Genomic DNA, 16,321 nt, shown 5'->3' on the forward strand with positions numbered 1-16,321 from the left:
ACTTCTACCTCCTTTTCCCGGCCGTACCAAATCGCGGAATCCGCGGACTCTTCTCCCCGCAGCCGCACCAACCGAGGGGGCTGTCATGCCTGCGCATGCCCCGGCCCGGCGCGCCCGCGCGCCGCCGGCCGTAGAACCGAAGGACTTCCTCCTTGAGCACCACCACCGCCACCGGCCCAGCCCAGGACAGCGGATACCGCGCAGTCCTGGGCTCGCCGCACGTCGCCCGGCTGCTGGGCGGCACCCTGATCGGCCGCCTTCCCACCGGCATGGCGCCGATCGCGATCCTGCTGCTGGTGCGCGCCGAGCACGGCCCGCTCGCCCTGGCCGGACTGCTCGGCGCCCTCTACGGCCTCGCCTCGGCCGTGGGGCAGCCGCTGCTCGGGCGCCTGGTCGACCGCCACGGCCAGACCCAAGTCCTCGTCCCCGCCACGATCGCAGCCAGTACGGCGTTCCTGCTGCTGCCATGCACTGGCCCGGCCCGCCACCCGGTGCTCGCCGCACTGACCGTCCTGGTCGCGGGGCTGGCAACGCCGCCGCTCGAGGCCGGGCTTCGGGCACTGTGGCCGCACCTTCTGCCCGATCCCGAACATCAGCGCACCGCTCTCTCCTTGGACAGCAGCACGCAGGGCCTGGTGTTCGTCGCCGGTCCCCTGCTGGCCTCCGGCTTCGCCGTCGGCGCCGGAGCGACCACCGCGCTGGTGGCGACCGCTGCGCTCGGCCTGCTGGGCACCGGCCTGGCCGTCACCGCCCGCCCCTCCCGCGCCTGGCGACCGGCGGAGTCCATCGAAGCCATGCACTGGGCCGGTCCGCTGCGGGTTCCGGGCCTTCGGACGCTGTTCGCCGCACTGATCGGCACCGGTGTCGCGCTCGGCGCGGTCAACGTCTTGGCGATCAGCACGGCCGAGCGCCACCACGCCGGGTGGCTGGCCGGGGTGATGCCGGCCGCGCTGTCGCTCGGCAGCATGCTCGGCGGCCTCGCCTACGGCCGACATGCCTGGCCCGGTGCCCCTGCCAAGCACCTGGTCGCCGCGTCCATCGGCTTCGCGGCCGGATGGCTGCCGCTGCTGCCCGACCCCGCGCCCGCCATCGCGGTCCTGGGCGCCGTGCTGCCCGGCACTTTCCTCGCCCCGCTGCTGACCGCCGCCTTCCTCACCGTCGACCGCCTCGCCCCGTACGGCGAGAGCACGGAGGCGTTCGCCTGGCTCATCGCCTGCATCGGCGTCGGCCAGGCCGCCGGAACCGGCCTGGCCTCCCTCGCCGACGCCGCCGGCCCTCTGATCGTCGCGGCCGTCCCGCTCGCCGGGGCCGCCACCGCCCTGTGGCTGCTGCACCGCTTCAACGACCGCCTGTCCGCCTGATCACCAAGCTCATCCCGAAGGACTCCGCCGTGAACACAGTCTTCTTCGCCGCCGCAACTCCCGCCACCCGCATGCACGTTGTCTGGGATTGGAACGGGACGGTCAAGGACGACCTCGACGACCACGTCTCCGCGCTGAACGCGACCCTGCCCGCCCTCGGCGGCGAAGCGGTCGACCGGGAGACCTACCGGGCCGAGCACACCGTGCCGATCCCGAACTTCTACGCCCGCCTGCTCGGCCGGACGATCACCGAGCAGGAGTGGATCTCCAGCGACAACGCCTTCCTCGCCCATCTGCGCGCCCAGCCGGTACGCGTACGCGAGGGCGCCGTCGAGCTGATGACCGCCCTGCGCGAGGCCGGGCACACCCAGTCCCTGCTGTCTCTGTGCCCGCACGACACCCTTGTCCGCGAGGTCGAACAGGCCGGCATCGGCCACTTCTTCACCCGGGTCGAGGGCCGCACCGGGCCCTCCGGCGGCACCAAGGCCGCCCCGCTGACGGCCCATCTCGCGGCCCTCGGCCTCGCCGACCAGGCGCACCGGGTGCTGCTGGTCGGCGACGCCGTCGACGACGCGGACGCCGCCCACGCCAACGGGGCGCTCGCGGTGCTGCACACCGGCGGTCTCCACCACCCCGCCAAGCTCGCTTCCGCCGGCCACCCGCTCACCGACACCCTCGCCGACGCGGTCGTCCTCGGCCTGCGCATGGCCGACGCCCGGCGCGCTCACCCTGCCTTCGTCTAGCACGAGTTGGCGGCCGTGCCAAACCGCCGATCCTGCGGATCCTCTTCATCACCCGCACCACAGGAGCCCTGCCATGACCCGCCGAAGAAGACCCACCGCCCCGCCCCTGCCCGTTCGAACCCCCTGGATGTGCCATGTCCGACCCGCTGCCGGGCGCCTCCGAGCCCGAGCCGATCCGCATCCCCGACGAGGACCTCGACGACATCGTCAGCGCGCTCAACCGCACCATGGCCGAGGTCCGCCAGCACGGCGTGCTCCTGGACCGCCTCGGCTCCGAAGTCGACACCGAGCCCGACACGGGGCCCGGCTCCGAGCAGCCGGGCGCCGAGAGCGCCGACGACGAACTTGCCGTCCCAGCTCCGCTGTTCATCCTGGCGATGGGCGGCGAGCAGTACGCCGCCGAGCTGGCCGGGCTCGCGAACTGGGTCAATCACCTCCTGCTGCCCACCTATGGCCGGGAGATCAGCTCCACCCGACCCTGGTGCGCGCGCTGGTACGAACACCCCGAGGCCGTCGCCCGCCTGCACGCCCTGTGGCTCGCGTGGCAGCAGCTCACCGCCGCCGAGGCCGGCCACACCGGCCCCGCCACCTGGCACCGCGACCACCTCGACCACACCCTCCTCCAACTCCGCTCCCCCGACGGACCGTTCGCCGCCTGCACCACCAGCCCGGCCCGGCCCGCCCATCGCCTCCTGTCCACCCCCGAACAGCTGGGACTCGCCGCGTGAGCACCGATCTCGACTTCGAACTCGACGGCCTGTCCCCCGCCGACGACCACTCCGACTACCTGTGGGGGTACACCTGGGAGAGCGACCATGACCTCCTGGCCCGGCACGACGTCGGCGAGCGCAGCTTCTTCCTCACCTTCAACACCGCCGCCACGTGGGACGTCGAGCGGAACCTGCCGAACATCGCCACGTTCTGCGTCCAACGCGACCGGGCCCAGGGCACGTTCGCGATGGACAGCTCCGCGCACGCCAACGCGGCATTCGCACGCAAGTGGCTCGCCGACCGCGGCTGCCCGCCCGAGGCGATGGAGCTTCGCGCACCCTTCGCCCCGGCCGATGAACTCACCACCCGGATCGAGGACAAGATCCACCGTTCCGGCGAGCGCTACGACCTCATCGAGGTCAAGGCCGCCGACGAGGACCCGACGCAAGCGTGGACCACGGCCATCGACCGGGAGGCCGCCGAACTACCTGTCCGGGTCTTCATCGAACAGTCCCACCCGGACCAGGGCACCTATACCGTCCGCGAAGGCGCGTTCCCCAACTACGCCGCCGCCGAGAACTGGCTGGACACTCAGAGCACTCCGCTGCCCGAGTACCGGCGGAACGCCGAGGCCCTGCGCACCCACGCCGCGCTCGCCCGCAGCACCGCCCCGATCACCGCCAGCGTCGCCGCCGTCGTGGCGTCCGCACCCGCGGCAGCCGCCGTCGCACAGCCGGATCGGGGGCGGTCCCTGTGAGCCGCGCCAAGTACGGATTCGCCGCCCACCCCGACGCCATCGCCGACCTGCGCCAACTCCCCGAGGCCATCCGCGACCAGGCCCTGCTGCACCTGCAGGACCTCGTCCACGGCGAGCGCGTCGCCAAGCGCCTCGAAGGCCGACTGGAGGGCTGCCACAAGATCTACCTCGGCGTCGGCGACCAGTGGGCCAGCCACCGCCTGGTCGTCCAGTTCCGCGACGCCCCCACCGACTCCCAGCACTCGCGCGAGGTCTACCTCGTCGCCGCCGGCCCCCGGCTCGACTACCAGGTCTACCGCTCCGCCCAGAACCGCCTGGGCCGCACCGGACTCAACCTCCCCTCCGGCCTCGGCCCGGCCGAGGAGGCCCGCGTCCGCGCCGCCCGCGCCCGCTCCATTACCCCGGCGCCCAACCCCGGCACCGGCGCTGCCTACACCACCGCCTCCCCCGGCTACGCCACCACCGCCACTACCCGAAAGGCCCGCTGATGACCACCGCTCCCACCCACGCCGACCTCGCCACCTGGCTTGTCGAGGCGGCCGAGGCCGTCGCCGGCATCGTCACCGCCCAGCACTCCACCCCGCCGTCGCGCTCCTACCTCCAGCCGGTCCTCGGTCCGCTGGCCGCCGGACCCGATGTGGTCGGTGAACTGGCCTTCCGCCTGGAGGACCTGCTGACCGAGGAGTACCCGGCCACCCCCGCCGTCCTGTTCACCGTCGCCTCGTACGCCTCTGCCCTGGGCTGGCTGACCGAGTCCCTCGCTGAACTCACCCAGGTCGTCGACCTGCTGTGCACCCGCGCAGGTCTCCCCGGTACCGCCGACGCGGGGGCCGGCAGCGCCAGCGAGGTGGCGGGCTTCGACATGACCGCCTACTCCACGGCGGACCAGCAGGCCATCGTCGCCCTGGCCGACGAGGCCGATCTTCCGCCCGGCCTGTATCTCCACGTTCTCGGCGGAGCCCTGGTGGCGTGCGCCGCCTTCGCGGAGGCATGCACGGAGATCACGAGTGGCCTGTTCGAGGATGCCCGCGAGCTCATGGACGAGTCTGTCAGCGCCGTCCCGCTCGGCGGTGAGGGCCCAGGCAGCCTGCCCACCCTGGTCCGCTCCCTCCTTTCCCGGATGGAGACGGCCGAGTGAATCCCCACGACCCGCTGAAGAACCCCGGCGCCCACCTTGTCTTCGACCAGCTCGGCGTCGAGAACCCCTGGGAGCTGTACGCGCGCCACCCCGGCGAAAGCCCCCTCACACGCCTCGCCTTCATGGTCGCCACCTCCGCCCGCGAAGTCGACCGGCTCCACCAGGAACTCACCGTCAAAGCACAGCAGGTGATTGAACGCCTGGCGCCGATCGCCTGGGGCGACCACGCCTCGATGCGCGGCGTCAACGGCATCATGCAGTCCGCCGGCCTCCAGGTCGAGCTGCTTAGCGCTCGCCGGGGCGCGGCCTTCGAGCAGCTCACCGGTGCCGTCAGCGCCTACGAGCGGTGCACCGAGGCGGGCCTGCCTGTGCCTGAGAGTCCGCGTGCTCTCAAGCACGCGACAGCCGGCGTCTCCCCGGTGTCGGCCGCAGAGCCTGACCTGCCCAGCACGCCGTCCAGGTACGACCCCCGCATCCGGGAGTTCGAGGCCCTGACGGCGATCGACCGCGGCGAACTGCGGCTGTGCGAAAGCGCTGTCTACGGCTACAAGTTCATGTCCGACGGCAGTGACGAGCGCCCGTCGGTCTGGCCGCACACCGTCGAGGAGCTGATGGCCGAGGACCTCGTCGTCGCCGACACCAGCACCTCGTCCTACCGGCCCGGCCACCTGCTCTCACTGACGCCCGCCGGCAAGGCCCTCCTCGACGCCTCCCTCGCCGCCGACCAGCGCGTATCCGCAGCCCTGTCCCGCAGTGCCACTGGCCCCGCCGCACCACCTGCCACCGCGCCTGCGCCGTCCGCACCCTCCGTATCCGCCCAGCCGACCCACTCCCGTTGACCAGGAACCACCGCCATGTCCCAGACCTTCGCCACCGAGTTCACCCGCGCCGACGCGCAGGCCGTCCAGACGACCCTGCGCCGGCTCGCCCCGAAGTGGACCACCGCCTTCGTCCACACGATCGCCAAGTACGGGCCGGAGCTGCGCGTTCGTGACTTCGGCCAGTACTTCCCGACGCTCAGCCAGACGTACACCAGCAAGCGGCTGACCACGATGTCCACCGCCGGCCTGGTGACCCGCGATGCCCAGTTCGACCGGACGGCTCCCTACCGGCTCACCGACCGGGCGCGCACGCTCGGCCCGGTCTACCGGGCCCTCGCCCAGTGGTCCTCGGACCACCTCGATCACATGCCCCAGGGACGGTCCGGCCGGATCGAGGACGCGCTGCACCGCCTGCAGTTGGTGGACACCACCGAGGTGGTCCGGTTGCTCTCGGCAAGCAGCAGCATGCGTGTGAGCCATCTCGCCGAGCAGGTCGGCGTCTACGAGCAGCTCATCGCCACGCGCCTCAACCGCATGCAGGCGGACGGGCTGGTCACCCGAACCGGCCACCGGCACGGCAACCCCTACGCCCTGACCGACGCCGGACGGGCCCTCGGCCCCGTCTTCGCAGCGGTGCAGCAGTGGGAGAACCGGCGCTCCTCCGCCCCCAAGGTCCAGGTGCCGACCGCGACGAGCACCCTCGGCGCCCCGGTCACCGGAGCGAACGCTGCCCGGACCGCGGCGGCTCTGCGGCGCAGCGTCGTCCCCTCCACCCTGTTCAGCCACTCCCCTCTGCCGCAGTCGCGCGTTTCCGCTGCCGTCACCGCCGCCTCCAGCCCCTCCCGCAGCAGGTGACCGCCGTGAACACCCCGGCCAGACCCGACCGCCACCGCCCCTGTGGGCTCGTGCGCCGTCAGGTCACCGCCGACGGCGCACGAGCCCGCTCCCCGCCATCAGGAGCAACCCCCGTGTCCGCCTTCCCCCTTGTGTACGTCCGCCCGCTCTACCTCGCCGGCCCCGGCGACCCCTTCACCGTCACCTTCCCGCTGGACACCGCCCCCGGCTGGTCCAGGACCGAAACCGCCGACGTCCTGCGCTACACCAGCCCCTGCGGGCGCGCCACCGTCACCCACGAGCCTGCAGCCGGACAGGGATCGTGGACCGTCCGCGAGTACACGGCCCCCGGCGGCGAGCTGCTCTGGGCCGCCAGGTTCGGCCCCGGCACCCCGGCCGAGATCACCGCCGCGTTCACCACCCCGCTCATCGACGGCCTGCGCAGCAACCACCACGACTACCTCGAAGGCGGTCCGCGGTACAAGCCGGGCAGCCCCGCCTCCCTGCTGGCCGAGCGAGGCTGGTGGCCGAACCCGAACAGCCCGAAGGGCTTCCACGACCAGATAGCCCCGGACGGCCGGGCCTACTACCGCCACCGGGTGGGCTACCAGCCGCCGGAGGCCGAGCTGGAGGGCCAGGCCGCTCCGTCCTGGAGCATGATCGCCGGAAGTCCCCACCACCCGCTCTGGCAGGCGGACTTCACCATCGGCGTCCCCTTCTACCTCCTGAGCAACGCCGCCATCGCCCTCGCCGTGCACCCGGCCAAGCGGCTGCGGACGGAGATCCCGCCCGCGAACCGCGCCCACGTGGCCACCGCACGCGCGACCCCGACGGACTTCTCCCTGCACCCCGGGCCACCGCCCGCGCCTGCCGGCGCACCGAACTCGACCGGGGCCGTCGGCCCGCGCCGCCGCTGACCGAAGGAGAGCCGCCCCATGCCGAAGCACCCTTGGCCCGAGCGTCCGCGCGAGTACCGTGTCTCGCCCCGCTTCCTCGCTGGCCCCACCCACACCGGCGACCCTGGACTCCAACCGCTGATCGACGCGGGCTGGAACTTCAGCCGGGACGACCTGGGCAACGTCTTCGTGACCTCCCCTGATCACACCGTCCGCTGCGGTTTCCTGCCCGAGGGCGAGCACGGTGAGCTGTGGTCGATCAGCGCCCACACCCACGCGTTCGCGCCGCCCGAGTGGCTGATCACCTTCGACCTTCAAGCCCCGCCGGAGATCGTCGGCGAGTTCACCACCGCTCTCGCCGCCGTCCACGCCAACGACCCCGGCACCATCCTGGGCGGCAGCGCCAGGATCGGACTCGACACCACCAACGACCTCCTGCGCAGCGGCTGGCGCATCGACCCCGGTCCCTCAGACACCGCCTTCCAGACACCCGACCAACTCGTCACCCTGCACCGACGGCGCGGCCACCTGCGCCACGAGGCCGAGATAGCCGGCGACACGGAACGCTGGCTGATCGAAGTCGGCCCACCCGAGCACCGCTGGTACGCCACCGCCTCCTCAAACGTCCCCGACCAGCTACTCGGTGCGCTCGCCACGGCCGTCGCCAACCCCGGACCGGTCGAACGCTACCTGCGGCCCTCCGCCGTCAACCGCCTACCGCGGCAAGCCATCGCCGTCCCGGCAGCACCGACCCCCCTGGCGGTCTCCCGCATCCAGGCCGCCACCGCCCGCTCGCCCGCAGCGCCTCGTAGGCCCGCTTCCGCCCTGGCCTACACCACCGCCACCCCGCCGCCGGCACCCCGGCAGCCCGCCCTCGCCGGGCGCTCCTACTGACCGACCCCCACCAGCACCCTGGAGAACGCCGTGCCCGACGCCACCGCCCTCGACCACGCGGACGCGATGATCGAACGCGCCTGGGGCCGACCCATCGCCGAACTGGAGAAGGCCGCGCCCCGTCTGCCCGTCGAGGACCCGATGCTGCGCTCGGCCATGCACCATCGAGCCCACCTCGTCGTCGTCTCCAACTCCGCTGCCGTGCACCAGGGTCGGCTGCACGCCCTTACCCGGCCCGGTCACGTCCCCGCCTTCTACGACCTCGACCGGATCACCGCCTCGGCGAGCGCCCTGCGCACCGCCTACGCAGAGAGCAACACCGCCCTCCAGATGATCCGCCACGTCGTCGATGCTCGCGAACTCGCCGTCAAGGCCAAAGGCGGACCCGACGCCGAGCGAGTACGGGCCGCCACCGCCCGCACCTCGCAGGCACCCCGCCCCCTGGGGCTGCCCGCAGACCAGCCCGCCCCATCGGCCGCCGCCTCTGCGGCCCAGCACGTGGCGAACCGGCGCTAGCCGCCGGTCAGTTCGCCTCCCGGTCGTGGTGGGCGCCCGGGTCGACGGCGCCCACCACGCGGGCCAGCTCCTCCAGGGTCAGCTCCATCCGCTGACCGTCCGCCAGCCGCGCCTCGGCCGCCTCGCTCTGCTCCCGCTCGGCGCGGCTCGTCGTGGCGACGGCCCACTGGCCCTCGGCGATCATCACGACGTCGCCCATCGTCCACGCCCGCCCCGCCGCCCGGATCTTGCGCTCCAGCGCCGCCATGTCCCGGCCTCTGCTCAGCACCAACACCTTCTTCCCCCATCACCCCTGCACGGCGCCGCGCCGTAACCCTTGTTCAGCACCCGGGTGCTCCGATCCATTCCCTCCCAGTTCGCCCACGGCAGACCGCCAGCCCGGGGAAACGACTACGAACTCCGGCCTGTGGCATGTCAACGTACTCGTGTCGCCGAAACCGCAGGTCAACGAAGGGACCGGCCCCCATGAACACCCCCAGCAGCCTCCTGCCCACCCCCGTCCGCCCGACCGCCGAGGACCGTTCCTGGCTCTCCTGCGACCACAGCGCGGAGCCAGCCCTCACGCTGCTCGACGGCCTGGGCTGGCCAATGGTCGACACGCCCGAGGCCAACGTGCACTGCACCAGCCCGGACGGGCGCGTCTACGTCGGCTGGCTGCCCGAAGACCCCGGCGCCTGGCAGCGCGGCATCGTCTGGCGCATCCGGGTCCAGCCCGCCGACGCCGACGCCTGGACCCAGGAGTTCGGCATCCACACCCCCTCCGAGGCCGTCACCGGGTTCCTCGCCGCGCTCATCGCCAACCCCACCCGCTGATCCCCAACACCCCTGCGCGGAGGACCCCTTGCCCACACCCCGACTGGACCGCCGCATCTCCCACGGCACCGCGCGCAACGCGCTTGGCCTTGCCCTGGAGGACCCGCACATCGCGTGCGCAGACGGCTTCTGCCTCTCGGTGCTCGCCCCCACCCCCGCCGACGTGCTCCTACTGCCCGCCCAGACACTGGAGATCGGCTTCCCTACCCGACGCCCCGAACCGTGGGACACCTGGAGCACCTACCTCGACCCGGGTTCCGAGGATGACGACCCCACCGAGTCCGTGTACCTGAACGTCCCTGTCGCCCTGGTGCGGGACCTGATCGAGGCCCACGGCGGCGAAGCGCCATCCATTCCGCGCCAGCGCTCCTAACCACCCACCGCCCCAACCGACTTCGACGAACGAGACCACTCTGACGATCACCATCGACCTCACCCGTATCCCCGGCCCGGCCATCGCCGCGCTCGGCCTGGCCAACGCATTCGCCGTCCCACCGGAGTCCACCGCGTTCGTCCTCGGCCTCGCCCTCAGCGCGAGCGGCCTGCTGCTGGCCTTCGACGACGTCCACGAGAGCGGCCTGCGCCGGGACGCCCGTATCGTCGCCCAGCTCGCCAAATCGCCCAGAGGCGCACGGTCCGCCAAATCGGCACCGCCCTCGGCCTGCGCGACCGCGCGGTCGCCAGATCCCTCAACCGCCTGGCCGACGACGGCCCTCGTGCTCCTCGACACCGAGGGCGAGCCGCTGCCCCTGCGCTCCTACCACCTCCCCGACTGAACCACCGCCAGCGCCCCCGGCCCAACCCCGGGCACCCACCCACCACGAGGGACGCCGCCGCGAGCACCCATCACGTCGACTTCCACCCGCTCATCGTCACCGCCGCCACCGAGCACCGCGCCTCCCGCCGCATCCTCGCCAGCCCGGGCCTGCGAATCGTCCGCGCCGACGAGGTCCGCTCCGGCGACCTGATCGTCTCCGCCTTCGCACCCGCTGCTTCCGGGCGCTACCGCCGCACCGACTACTTCGCTTCCGGCCCCTACCCGGCAGGCCCCGGACCGTTCCCCCTGGGAGTCCTGCGACCCCGCGGGCCGCCGACGAACCCGCCCTCGTTCTTCCTAACCGCCCGACACCCCGGCCGCCCGCGTGACGTCCCCGCTCCGCCCGCAACGCCCCTGGACCACCCCGACACCCGTTCGGCCACCACGCCGAGGAGACAACCGTGCCCCAGTACCTGACCGTCGCCCACCTGATCGCCCAGCTCCAGAACCTCGACCCGAACCTGCGCGTCCGGCTCGCCGTGAACCCGGACTGGCCGTTCTCCCACCTGCTGGCCTCGAACGTCGCTGTCCACAACGGCCTCGTCTACCTGGCCGAGGACGGCCAGGAGGGTTACCTGCCCACCGCCGTCCGCGAAGAGCTCGCCTGGGCCTGAACCGCCCCGACCGAAGGAGAACCGCATCCCGACCAGCTACCGCCTCAGCCACCCGCAGCCGCTCGACAGGTTCGCGTTGCACCCCATGCCACCGTGGGCGAGCGGAGCGCTCGTCCGCCGCGTCCCCACACCGCCCGACCAGCCGATCGAGGTCCTCTGGATCCCGACCACCGTGCCCAGACTCCCCTTCGGCCGCATCCTGCTCCGGTGGGAGAAGGCCCCTGAGGCCGGCTGGGACGTCACCGCCCGCCTCGGCCTCGCCACCACCGATGCCCACCTCGCCACCTGGCCCGCCGCCCCGGACGACTGGCCCCGCCTGGTGCGCCCCACCCTGCACGAGGTCACCGGCCTGTGCTCCGCCCTCGCCGTGGCCACCGCAGCCCTCGAACTCGCCAACTGCCTCGCCGACTCCTGAACACCACCACACAAGGCCGCCCCGCGCCGACCAGACCGGGGCGGCCTCGCCGTACGCCCACCCACCCGGCGCCGCGTACGCCCATCACCGGAACACCGAGGAAGGACACGCACATGGCCGACGACCAGCGGCTCTGGGCCTACGCCGAGGTCGCCGCGCACCTGGGCATCAGCGTCGGCGCCGCCCGCAACCGCAGGAACATGGGCACCCTTCCCGCCCCCGACGACACCAGCATCCCGGACCGCCCCCGTTGGAAGCCCGCCACCATCAGGGGCTGGAAACCCCTCGGCCAGGGCCACCGAAGCGACCTCCGCAGCAACCAGCCCGACCCCACCTTCGGCTGACCGACCAGCACCTGCGGCTCGTACGGGCGCTGAGAGAACTACCTGCCGATGCCCGACCACCTGGCCCGCCGCCTTGGCACGCTGGTCGCCTGGTGCTCCACCGCCGCGATCGGCGCCGCTACCGCAACCGGTGCCGCAGTGGCCAGTTCGTACGCGCTGTGCGCCGCCGGCCTGTTCGCCCTCGGCGGCGGCGCGCTGGCCGCCTACCGCACCGTGCAGACAGCCGAGGAGCGGACCGACCGAGCCATCCTCGAACGGCTGCAGCACCCCGCCGCGCCCGAACCCGCTGCACTGGCCGCCGACCTTGGCATCCGTCCCGCGGCCGTCAAGCTCAGCCTCCACCGGCTCACCGCCTCCGGCCGACTCCCCTCACCAGCCACTCCGTCAGACCCAGCCCGCTGACCGAACGAGAAGGACCGCCACACCGGTGGCGGTCCTTTACTGTTGCCGGCGCTACTACAGGTACAGACCGGCGAAGACCCCGTCGAACCCCAAAGCGATTCGGGCCTCGTCGAGGGTCCGGTAGTTCGTCCAGCTCGGGTTGTCGGCGAGCATGGCGTCGAAGTCCCGGCGGGTGATCTCCGGCTCCAGCCATTCCGCTCCGCAACGACAGCGGATCCAGACGTGGCGGCGATGGTTGATCAGCAGCCAGTCGCGCCGGGCCCGGGGGTCTGTCCAGTGAACGGTGTAACTCGGTTGGGTTGAGTTAACGGCGGCCGGCGGAGAGGCGGCCGTCGAAGGCGACCTCGAAGGCGTTCAACGCTGCCTTCCAGCGCGTCATCCAGCGCTTTCGGCCGTCACCGGTTGGGTCGAGGGACATGATCGCCATGTAGACGCACTTCAGGGCCGCCTGCTCGTTCGGGAAGTGCCCGCGCGAGCGGACGGCCTTGCGGATCCGGGCGTTGACGGACTCGATCGCGTTCGTGGTGCAGATGACCCGGCGGACCTCGATGTCGAAGCTCAGGAACGGCACGAACTCGGCCCAGGCGTTCTCCCAGAGCCGCACGATCGCCGGATACTTCTTCCCCCAGGCTTCGGTGAACTCCACGAACCGCTCAAGCGCGGCATCCTCGGTCGGAGCCGTGTAGACGGGCTTGAGGGCCTTGGAGATCTTGTCCCAGTCCTGGCGGGCCGCGTAGCGGAACGAGGCTCGGATCAGGTGCACGATGCAGGTCTGGGTGACGGCCTGCGGCCAGACCGTGCCGATGGCGTCCGGCAGGCCCTTGAGACCGTCGCAGACGACCATGCACACGTCCGCGACGCCGCGGTTCTTGATCTCGGTCAGGACGTGCAGCCAGTACTTGGCGCCCTCGCCACCGTCGCCGGCCCACAACCCGAGGATCTCCCGGGTGCCTTCAACCGTGACCGCGAGCGCCACGTAGATCGGCCGGTTGGCGACCTGGCCGTCACGGAGCTTCACGTGCACGCAGTCGATGAACACCACGGGGTAGACCGGGTCCAGCGGCCGGTTCTGCCACTCGGCCATGCCCTCGATCACCTGGTCGGTGATGGTCGAGATGGTCTGCTTCGACACGTCGGCGCCGTAGACCTCGGCCAGGTGCGCGGAGATCTCGCCGTGTGTCAGGCCGCGGGCGGACAGCGAGAGCACCATCTCGTCCACCCCGGACAGGCGCCGCTGGCGCTTGCGGACCAGCTGCGGCTCGAACGAGCCCTCCCGGTCGCGGGGAACGTCGATCTCGACCGGGCCGACCTCGGTCAGCACGGTCTTCGACCGCGTGCCGTTGCGCGAGTTCCCGCTGCCGGCCCCGACCGGATCGTGCTTCTCATAGCCGAGATGGTCCGTCATCTCGCCTTCGAGTGCGGACTCCAGGATCTTCTTCGTCAGCTGCTGGAGCAGGCCCCCAGCGCCGGTGAGCTGCAGCCCGCTCGCACGAGCCTGGTCGACCAGCTGCCCGATCAACTGGTCGTCCAGGGCGTCCGACTGCAACTCCACCGGCCGCACGGCCTCCACGGCCTCGGCGGAGACGATCACGTCTGTCATCAGGTGCTACTTCCTTGATCGGGAGTTACACCGTTCTTTTTACAGACCCGGGCCCGGCAGCCGGAGCAGGTCACCGGGATTCCACGCAGGGCCAGTTCGGTGGGGCACTGCACGAGGCGGACGGCCTCCGGGCCGCTGGGAGGCTGGGTCTCGTACTCCAGTTGCAGGAGCGGGTCGGTGCCAGCCGGGGTCGGAGCGGTGATCGGGGCCGGAGTGGTGGTCTGCTCGGTGGTTCTGGGCACAGGCTCTCCGTTCGCGGTGCTCGGGTTCTTGCGTAACACCTGGTGGGACCGGGTGTCGAGAAGGTTTCGGGGTGGTCCGGCGGACGGTGGTGTGTCCGCCGGACCACCCGTCAGCGGCGGGGTGCCGGGCGGCGCGGGTCGGTCGCGGGCCGGGCCAGTGCCGGCTGTGCGGTGCGGGTCCGCGTCGGCTGGGTCGCGGTCCGGGTGCCGGCGGTCGTTCCAGTGCGCGGCCGTTGGGGGTTGGCGGGAAGGTTGGCGATGCGGCGGATGCGCCAGACGAGGACGTCGGTGGTGTCGCGGGCGGTTTCGAGTTCTCGCCAGGAGGTGGCCTGCGCGAGCAGCGCCTGCGGGTCGTGGCCGGTCTGCTCGGCTTCGGCGAGCACGGCGGCCAGGGCATCGTGCTCGCGGACCGGGCCTGCCGGGGTGTCTGTCTCGCCGAGGGCGGCGCGGATGGTGGCCTGGTGGCGGCGGCGCTCGGGCTCGGGCAGGGTACGCCCGATCTCGCGCATCGTCCGCATCGGGGTGGCGCCGGCCTGCTGGTAGGCGGCACGCAGGTGTTCGGCGGCCTGGCGGGAGGCGGCGGTCTGCTGGGCGTGGCCTCGGGCGGAGTGCCAGCGGGCGGCGGCCAGGGCGACGAGGACGAGGGTGGACAGGACCATGGCGGTGGCGCCGCCGTCCTCGCCTCGGCCGAGGGCGCTGCCGGCGTGGACGATTCCGCGGGCGGCCGAGCGCAGGGCGCGGATGTCGGCGTTTTCGGCGCGGACGTGGCTGCGGGTGGCACGTTCGAAGGCGCGGGCGGCTTCTCGCAGTTCGGCGCGGGTGGCGGCCGGAGAGGTCTGGGCAAGCGCATCGAGTATCTCCCCGGCACCGACGAGTTGGGCGGCGGCCTGATCGTCGTCCTCGTCGAGGAGAGCGGCAACGCGCTCGGCGGTTCCGGCGGCCTCGCGCCGACGGTATGCGGGTGCGGACCGGTCGGAGCGGGCCGACGTAGCGCCCGGCTCCGGGGTGTCGGTTGCGGGTCCGGCTTCGAGGCGGCGGCGGATCCGTGGGAGGGAGAGGTCGGGGGCAAGAGTGTTCCCGGCGAACCAGATGGGCTCGCTGTCGCGGTTGCGGTCGCCGGGCAGGGCGACGCTGTAGCCGAGAACGTCTCCGGAGGGGGCTTTGCGCAGCTTCACCCGCAGGCCCTCTTCGCGCAGGCGGGTGAAGAACTCCTGCTCGGTGGCGGCTCCGGCGAGGGCTTGACGGACGGCCTGGTGCAGGGTGTTGCGCGGGGGCTCGATGCGGCCGGTGCGCTCGGCCTTGAAGTGCTCCTGGCTGGTGGGGTTCTTGGCGGCGGTGCCGTCGCCGGGGTTGAGCTGGCGCAGACCGTACTCCTTCTCGATGAGGCGGGCCTCGGCCTGGGCCTTGCGCTTGTCGAAGCTGAGGCCAGCCAAGCGGCCGTCCTGGCGGACCAGGGTCGCGGCGATGTGGATGTGGTCGGGTGCATGGCGGACAGCCACCCAGCGGCAGGCGGCGGTGTCGCCTTCGGGGGCGATGCCGGTGGCGTGGACGACGCGCCGGGCGATGGCGGCCCACTCGGCGTCGTCGAGATGGCGGTCACCGGGGGCGGTGCGGACCGAGCAGTGCCAGATCCTGGTGGCCGGTGCCTGCTTGCCGAGGGCTTTGACCGGCTGGTCGAGCTGGTTGGCGAGCTTGGCGACCTGGTGCCGCTCCGGGTTGGGGCCCGGGTCAGGTGCGAAGCCGTTCCAGGAGGCGACCAGGTGCTGGTCGGTGTGTTCCTCGTGCTTGCCGGGCCCGAAGAGGTAGTCGATAAGGGGAAAGCTGCGGTCGGTGCCGGTCCGGATCTTGGGGATCACCGGCGGACCAGCCAGTCGACAGCCTCGTCGACCGCGTCAATGGAGGCTTCGACACGGCCCAGGAGCTGTCGAAGCTCGGCGCCCGGCTGGCCACCGGCGTTGACGTAGTGGGTGAGCTGGTTGAGGTTGCTGCCGACAGCGCCGAGCTGCCGGTTGGACTCCATGAGCTCCTGGATGCCGCGCCGGTAGTCGGCGACCGCGGCGCTGGGGTCGGTACTCGCGGCAGCGGCCACGGCGGCAGCAGCGGTGTAACCGCCGGGGGCGAGTTCGGCCCGGTCGGCGGCCCGCTGGAGGAGGGCCCACTCGGCGTCGCTGAAACGGGGGCAGATGCGGTTGGTGCGCGGCACGCTCTGGCGCAAGCGTCGACGCGGCGCGATGCGAACAGCAGTCGGCGGCTGCTCGTCCTCCCCCGTGGTCGGCACCCCTGGGCCGACTCCCCGGGGGGGGGGGGGGGGGCCCCCGGGCCGCCGCCCGCGCGGGGGGGCGCGCCCGCCCGCGGGCGGGGGGGGGGGGGGGGGGTGGTAGGCAACTCAACACTAGAACAACC

The 16,321-nt window shown here is 72.4% G+C and carries 21 protein-coding genes; 17 read left to right on the top strand and 4 right to left on the bottom strand.

Annotated elements, in window-relative coordinates; all coding sequences use genetic code 11:
- Window positions 1-152: 152 nt before the first annotated feature.
- The 11 genes from ACIRYZ_RS14765 (at window position 153) to ACIRYZ_RS14815 (ending at window position 8,671) form a co-directional block, all read left to right on the top strand.
- The gene (locus ACIRYZ_RS14765; RefSeq protein ID WP_402943736.1) at window positions 153-1,361 is read left to right on the top strand and encodes an MFS transporter; all 1,209 of its coding nucleotides are present in this window, start codon (window positions 153-155) and stop codon (window positions 1,359-1,361) included.
- A 29-nt stretch (window positions 1,362-1,390) separates the two neighbouring features.
- On the top strand, window positions 1,391-2,104 hold the full coding sequence (locus ACIRYZ_RS14770; protein WP_402943739.1) for an HAD family hydrolase: 714 nt from the start codon (window positions 1,391-1,393) through the stop codon (window positions 2,102-2,104).
- 134 nt (window positions 2,105-2,238) lie between these two features.
- Window positions 2,239-2,832, top strand: coding sequence for a DUF4913 domain-containing protein (locus ACIRYZ_RS14775; RefSeq protein ID WP_402943741.1), 594 nt, complete (start codon window positions 2,239-2,241; stop codon window positions 2,830-2,832).
- Window positions 2,829-3,572 (top strand): glycosyl hydrolase, encoded by a 744-nt coding sequence (locus tag ACIRYZ_RS14780; protein WP_402943743.1) that lies wholly within the window; start codon window positions 2,829-2,831, stop codon window positions 3,570-3,572. Before ACIRYZ_RS14775 ends, ACIRYZ_RS14780 begins: the two co-directional genes overlap by 4 nt.
- Window positions 3,569-4,060, top strand: a complete 492-nt coding sequence (locus tag ACIRYZ_RS14785; protein WP_402943745.1) for a hypothetical protein — start codon at window positions 3,569-3,571, stop codon at window positions 4,058-4,060. Before ACIRYZ_RS14780 ends, ACIRYZ_RS14785 begins: the two co-directional genes overlap by 4 nt.
- On the top strand, window positions 4,060-4,710 hold the full coding sequence (locus ACIRYZ_RS14790) for a hypothetical protein (protein WP_402943747.1): 651 nt from the start codon (window positions 4,060-4,062) through the stop codon (window positions 4,708-4,710). The genes ACIRYZ_RS14785 and ACIRYZ_RS14790 overlap by 1 nt, the downstream gene beginning before the upstream one ends.
- Window positions 4,707-5,549 (top strand): hypothetical protein, encoded by an 843-nt coding sequence (locus ACIRYZ_RS14795; protein WP_402943749.1) that lies wholly within the window; start codon window positions 4,707-4,709, stop codon window positions 5,547-5,549. The genes ACIRYZ_RS14790 and ACIRYZ_RS14795 overlap by 4 nt, the downstream gene beginning before the upstream one ends.
- Before the next feature lie 15 nt (window positions 5,550-5,564).
- Complete coding sequence (locus ACIRYZ_RS14800) at window positions 5,565-6,386, top strand: winged helix-turn-helix transcriptional regulator (RefSeq protein ID WP_402943751.1); 822 nt, start codon at window positions 5,565-5,567, stop codon at window positions 6,384-6,386.
- A gap of 113 nt (window positions 6,387-6,499) precedes the next feature.
- The gene (locus ACIRYZ_RS14805; RefSeq protein ID WP_402943753.1) at window positions 6,500-7,282 is read left to right on the top strand and encodes a DUF317 domain-containing protein; all 783 of its coding nucleotides are present in this window, start codon (window positions 6,500-6,502) and stop codon (window positions 7,280-7,282) included.
- 18 nt (window positions 7,283-7,300) lie between these two features.
- Complete coding sequence (locus ACIRYZ_RS14810) at window positions 7,301-8,155, top strand: DUF317 domain-containing protein (RefSeq protein ID WP_402943755.1); 855 nt, start codon at window positions 7,301-7,303, stop codon at window positions 8,153-8,155.
- A gap of 30 nt (window positions 8,156-8,185) precedes the next feature.
- A complete protein-coding gene (locus tag ACIRYZ_RS14815; RefSeq protein WP_402943757.1) occupies window positions 8,186-8,671 on the top strand; it encodes a hypothetical protein in 486 nt (161 codons plus the stop codon).
- Between the two features lie 7 nt (window positions 8,672-8,678).
- On the opposite strand, the gene ACIRYZ_RS14820 is transcribed toward ACIRYZ_RS14815, so the two are convergent.
- A complete protein-coding gene (locus ACIRYZ_RS14820; RefSeq protein ID WP_402943759.1) occupies window positions 8,679-8,939 on the bottom strand; it encodes a hypothetical protein in 261 nt (86 codons plus the stop codon).
- A 197-nt stretch (window positions 8,940-9,136) separates the two neighbouring features.
- Between ACIRYZ_RS14820 and ACIRYZ_RS14825 the strand changes: the two genes are divergently transcribed.
- The 6 genes from ACIRYZ_RS14825 to ACIRYZ_RS14850 all read left to right on the top strand — a co-directional run bounded on the left by ACIRYZ_RS14825 (window position 9,137) and on the right by ACIRYZ_RS14850 (window position 12,076).
- Complete coding sequence (locus ACIRYZ_RS14825) at window positions 9,137-9,484, top strand: DUF317 domain-containing protein (protein WP_402943761.1); 348 nt, start codon at window positions 9,137-9,139, stop codon at window positions 9,482-9,484.
- A 28-nt stretch (window positions 9,485-9,512) separates the two neighbouring features.
- Window positions 9,513-9,857, top strand: coding sequence for a hypothetical protein (locus tag ACIRYZ_RS14830; protein ID WP_402943763.1), 345 nt, complete (start codon window positions 9,513-9,515; stop codon window positions 9,855-9,857).
- A gap of 845 nt (window positions 9,858-10,702) precedes the next feature.
- Window positions 10,703-10,915, top strand: coding sequence for a hypothetical protein (locus ACIRYZ_RS14835; protein WP_402943765.1), 213 nt, complete (start codon window positions 10,703-10,705; stop codon window positions 10,913-10,915).
- 85 nt (window positions 10,916-11,000) lie between these two features.
- Window positions 11,001-11,330 (top strand): esterase, encoded by a 330-nt coding sequence (locus ACIRYZ_RS14840; RefSeq protein ID WP_402943767.1) that lies wholly within the window; start codon window positions 11,001-11,003, stop codon window positions 11,328-11,330.
- Window positions 11,331-11,443: 113 nt separating this feature from the next.
- Window positions 11,444-11,674, top strand: coding sequence for a MarR family transcriptional regulator (locus tag ACIRYZ_RS14845; protein ID WP_402943769.1), 231 nt, complete (start codon window positions 11,444-11,446; stop codon window positions 11,672-11,674).
- 48 nt (window positions 11,675-11,722) lie between these two features.
- Window positions 11,723-12,076, top strand: a complete 354-nt coding sequence (locus ACIRYZ_RS14850; RefSeq protein ID WP_402943771.1) for a hypothetical protein — start codon at window positions 11,723-11,725, stop codon at window positions 12,074-12,076.
- 304 nt (window positions 12,077-12,380) lie between these two features.
- Here ACIRYZ_RS14850 and ACIRYZ_RS14855 read toward each other — a convergent pair whose 3' ends face one another.
- From ACIRYZ_RS14855 to ACIRYZ_RS14865, 3 genes are all read right to left on the bottom strand, one after another.
- Complete coding sequence (locus tag ACIRYZ_RS14855) at window positions 12,381-13,667, bottom strand: IS256 family transposase (RefSeq protein WP_402944047.1); 1,287 nt, start codon at window positions 13,665-13,667, stop codon at window positions 12,381-12,383.
- A gap of 361 nt (window positions 13,668-14,028) precedes the next feature.
- Window positions 14,029-15,774, bottom strand: coding sequence for a relaxase/mobilization nuclease domain-containing protein (locus tag ACIRYZ_RS14860; protein ID WP_402943773.1), 1,746 nt, complete (start codon window positions 15,772-15,774; stop codon window positions 14,029-14,031).
- Complete coding sequence (locus ACIRYZ_RS14865) at window positions 15,771-16,196, bottom strand: plasmid mobilization protein (protein ID WP_402943776.1); 426 nt, start codon at window positions 16,194-16,196, stop codon at window positions 15,771-15,773. The genes ACIRYZ_RS14860 and ACIRYZ_RS14865 overlap by 4 nt, the downstream gene beginning before the upstream one ends.
- Between the last annotated feature and the right edge of the window lie 125 nt (window positions 16,197-16,321).

Origin of the sequence: Kitasatospora sp. NPDC101155 (assembly GCF_044768305.1) — a bacterium.
Taxonomy (GTDB): Bacteria; Actinomycetota; Actinomycetes; order Streptomycetales; family Streptomycetaceae; genus Kitasatospora.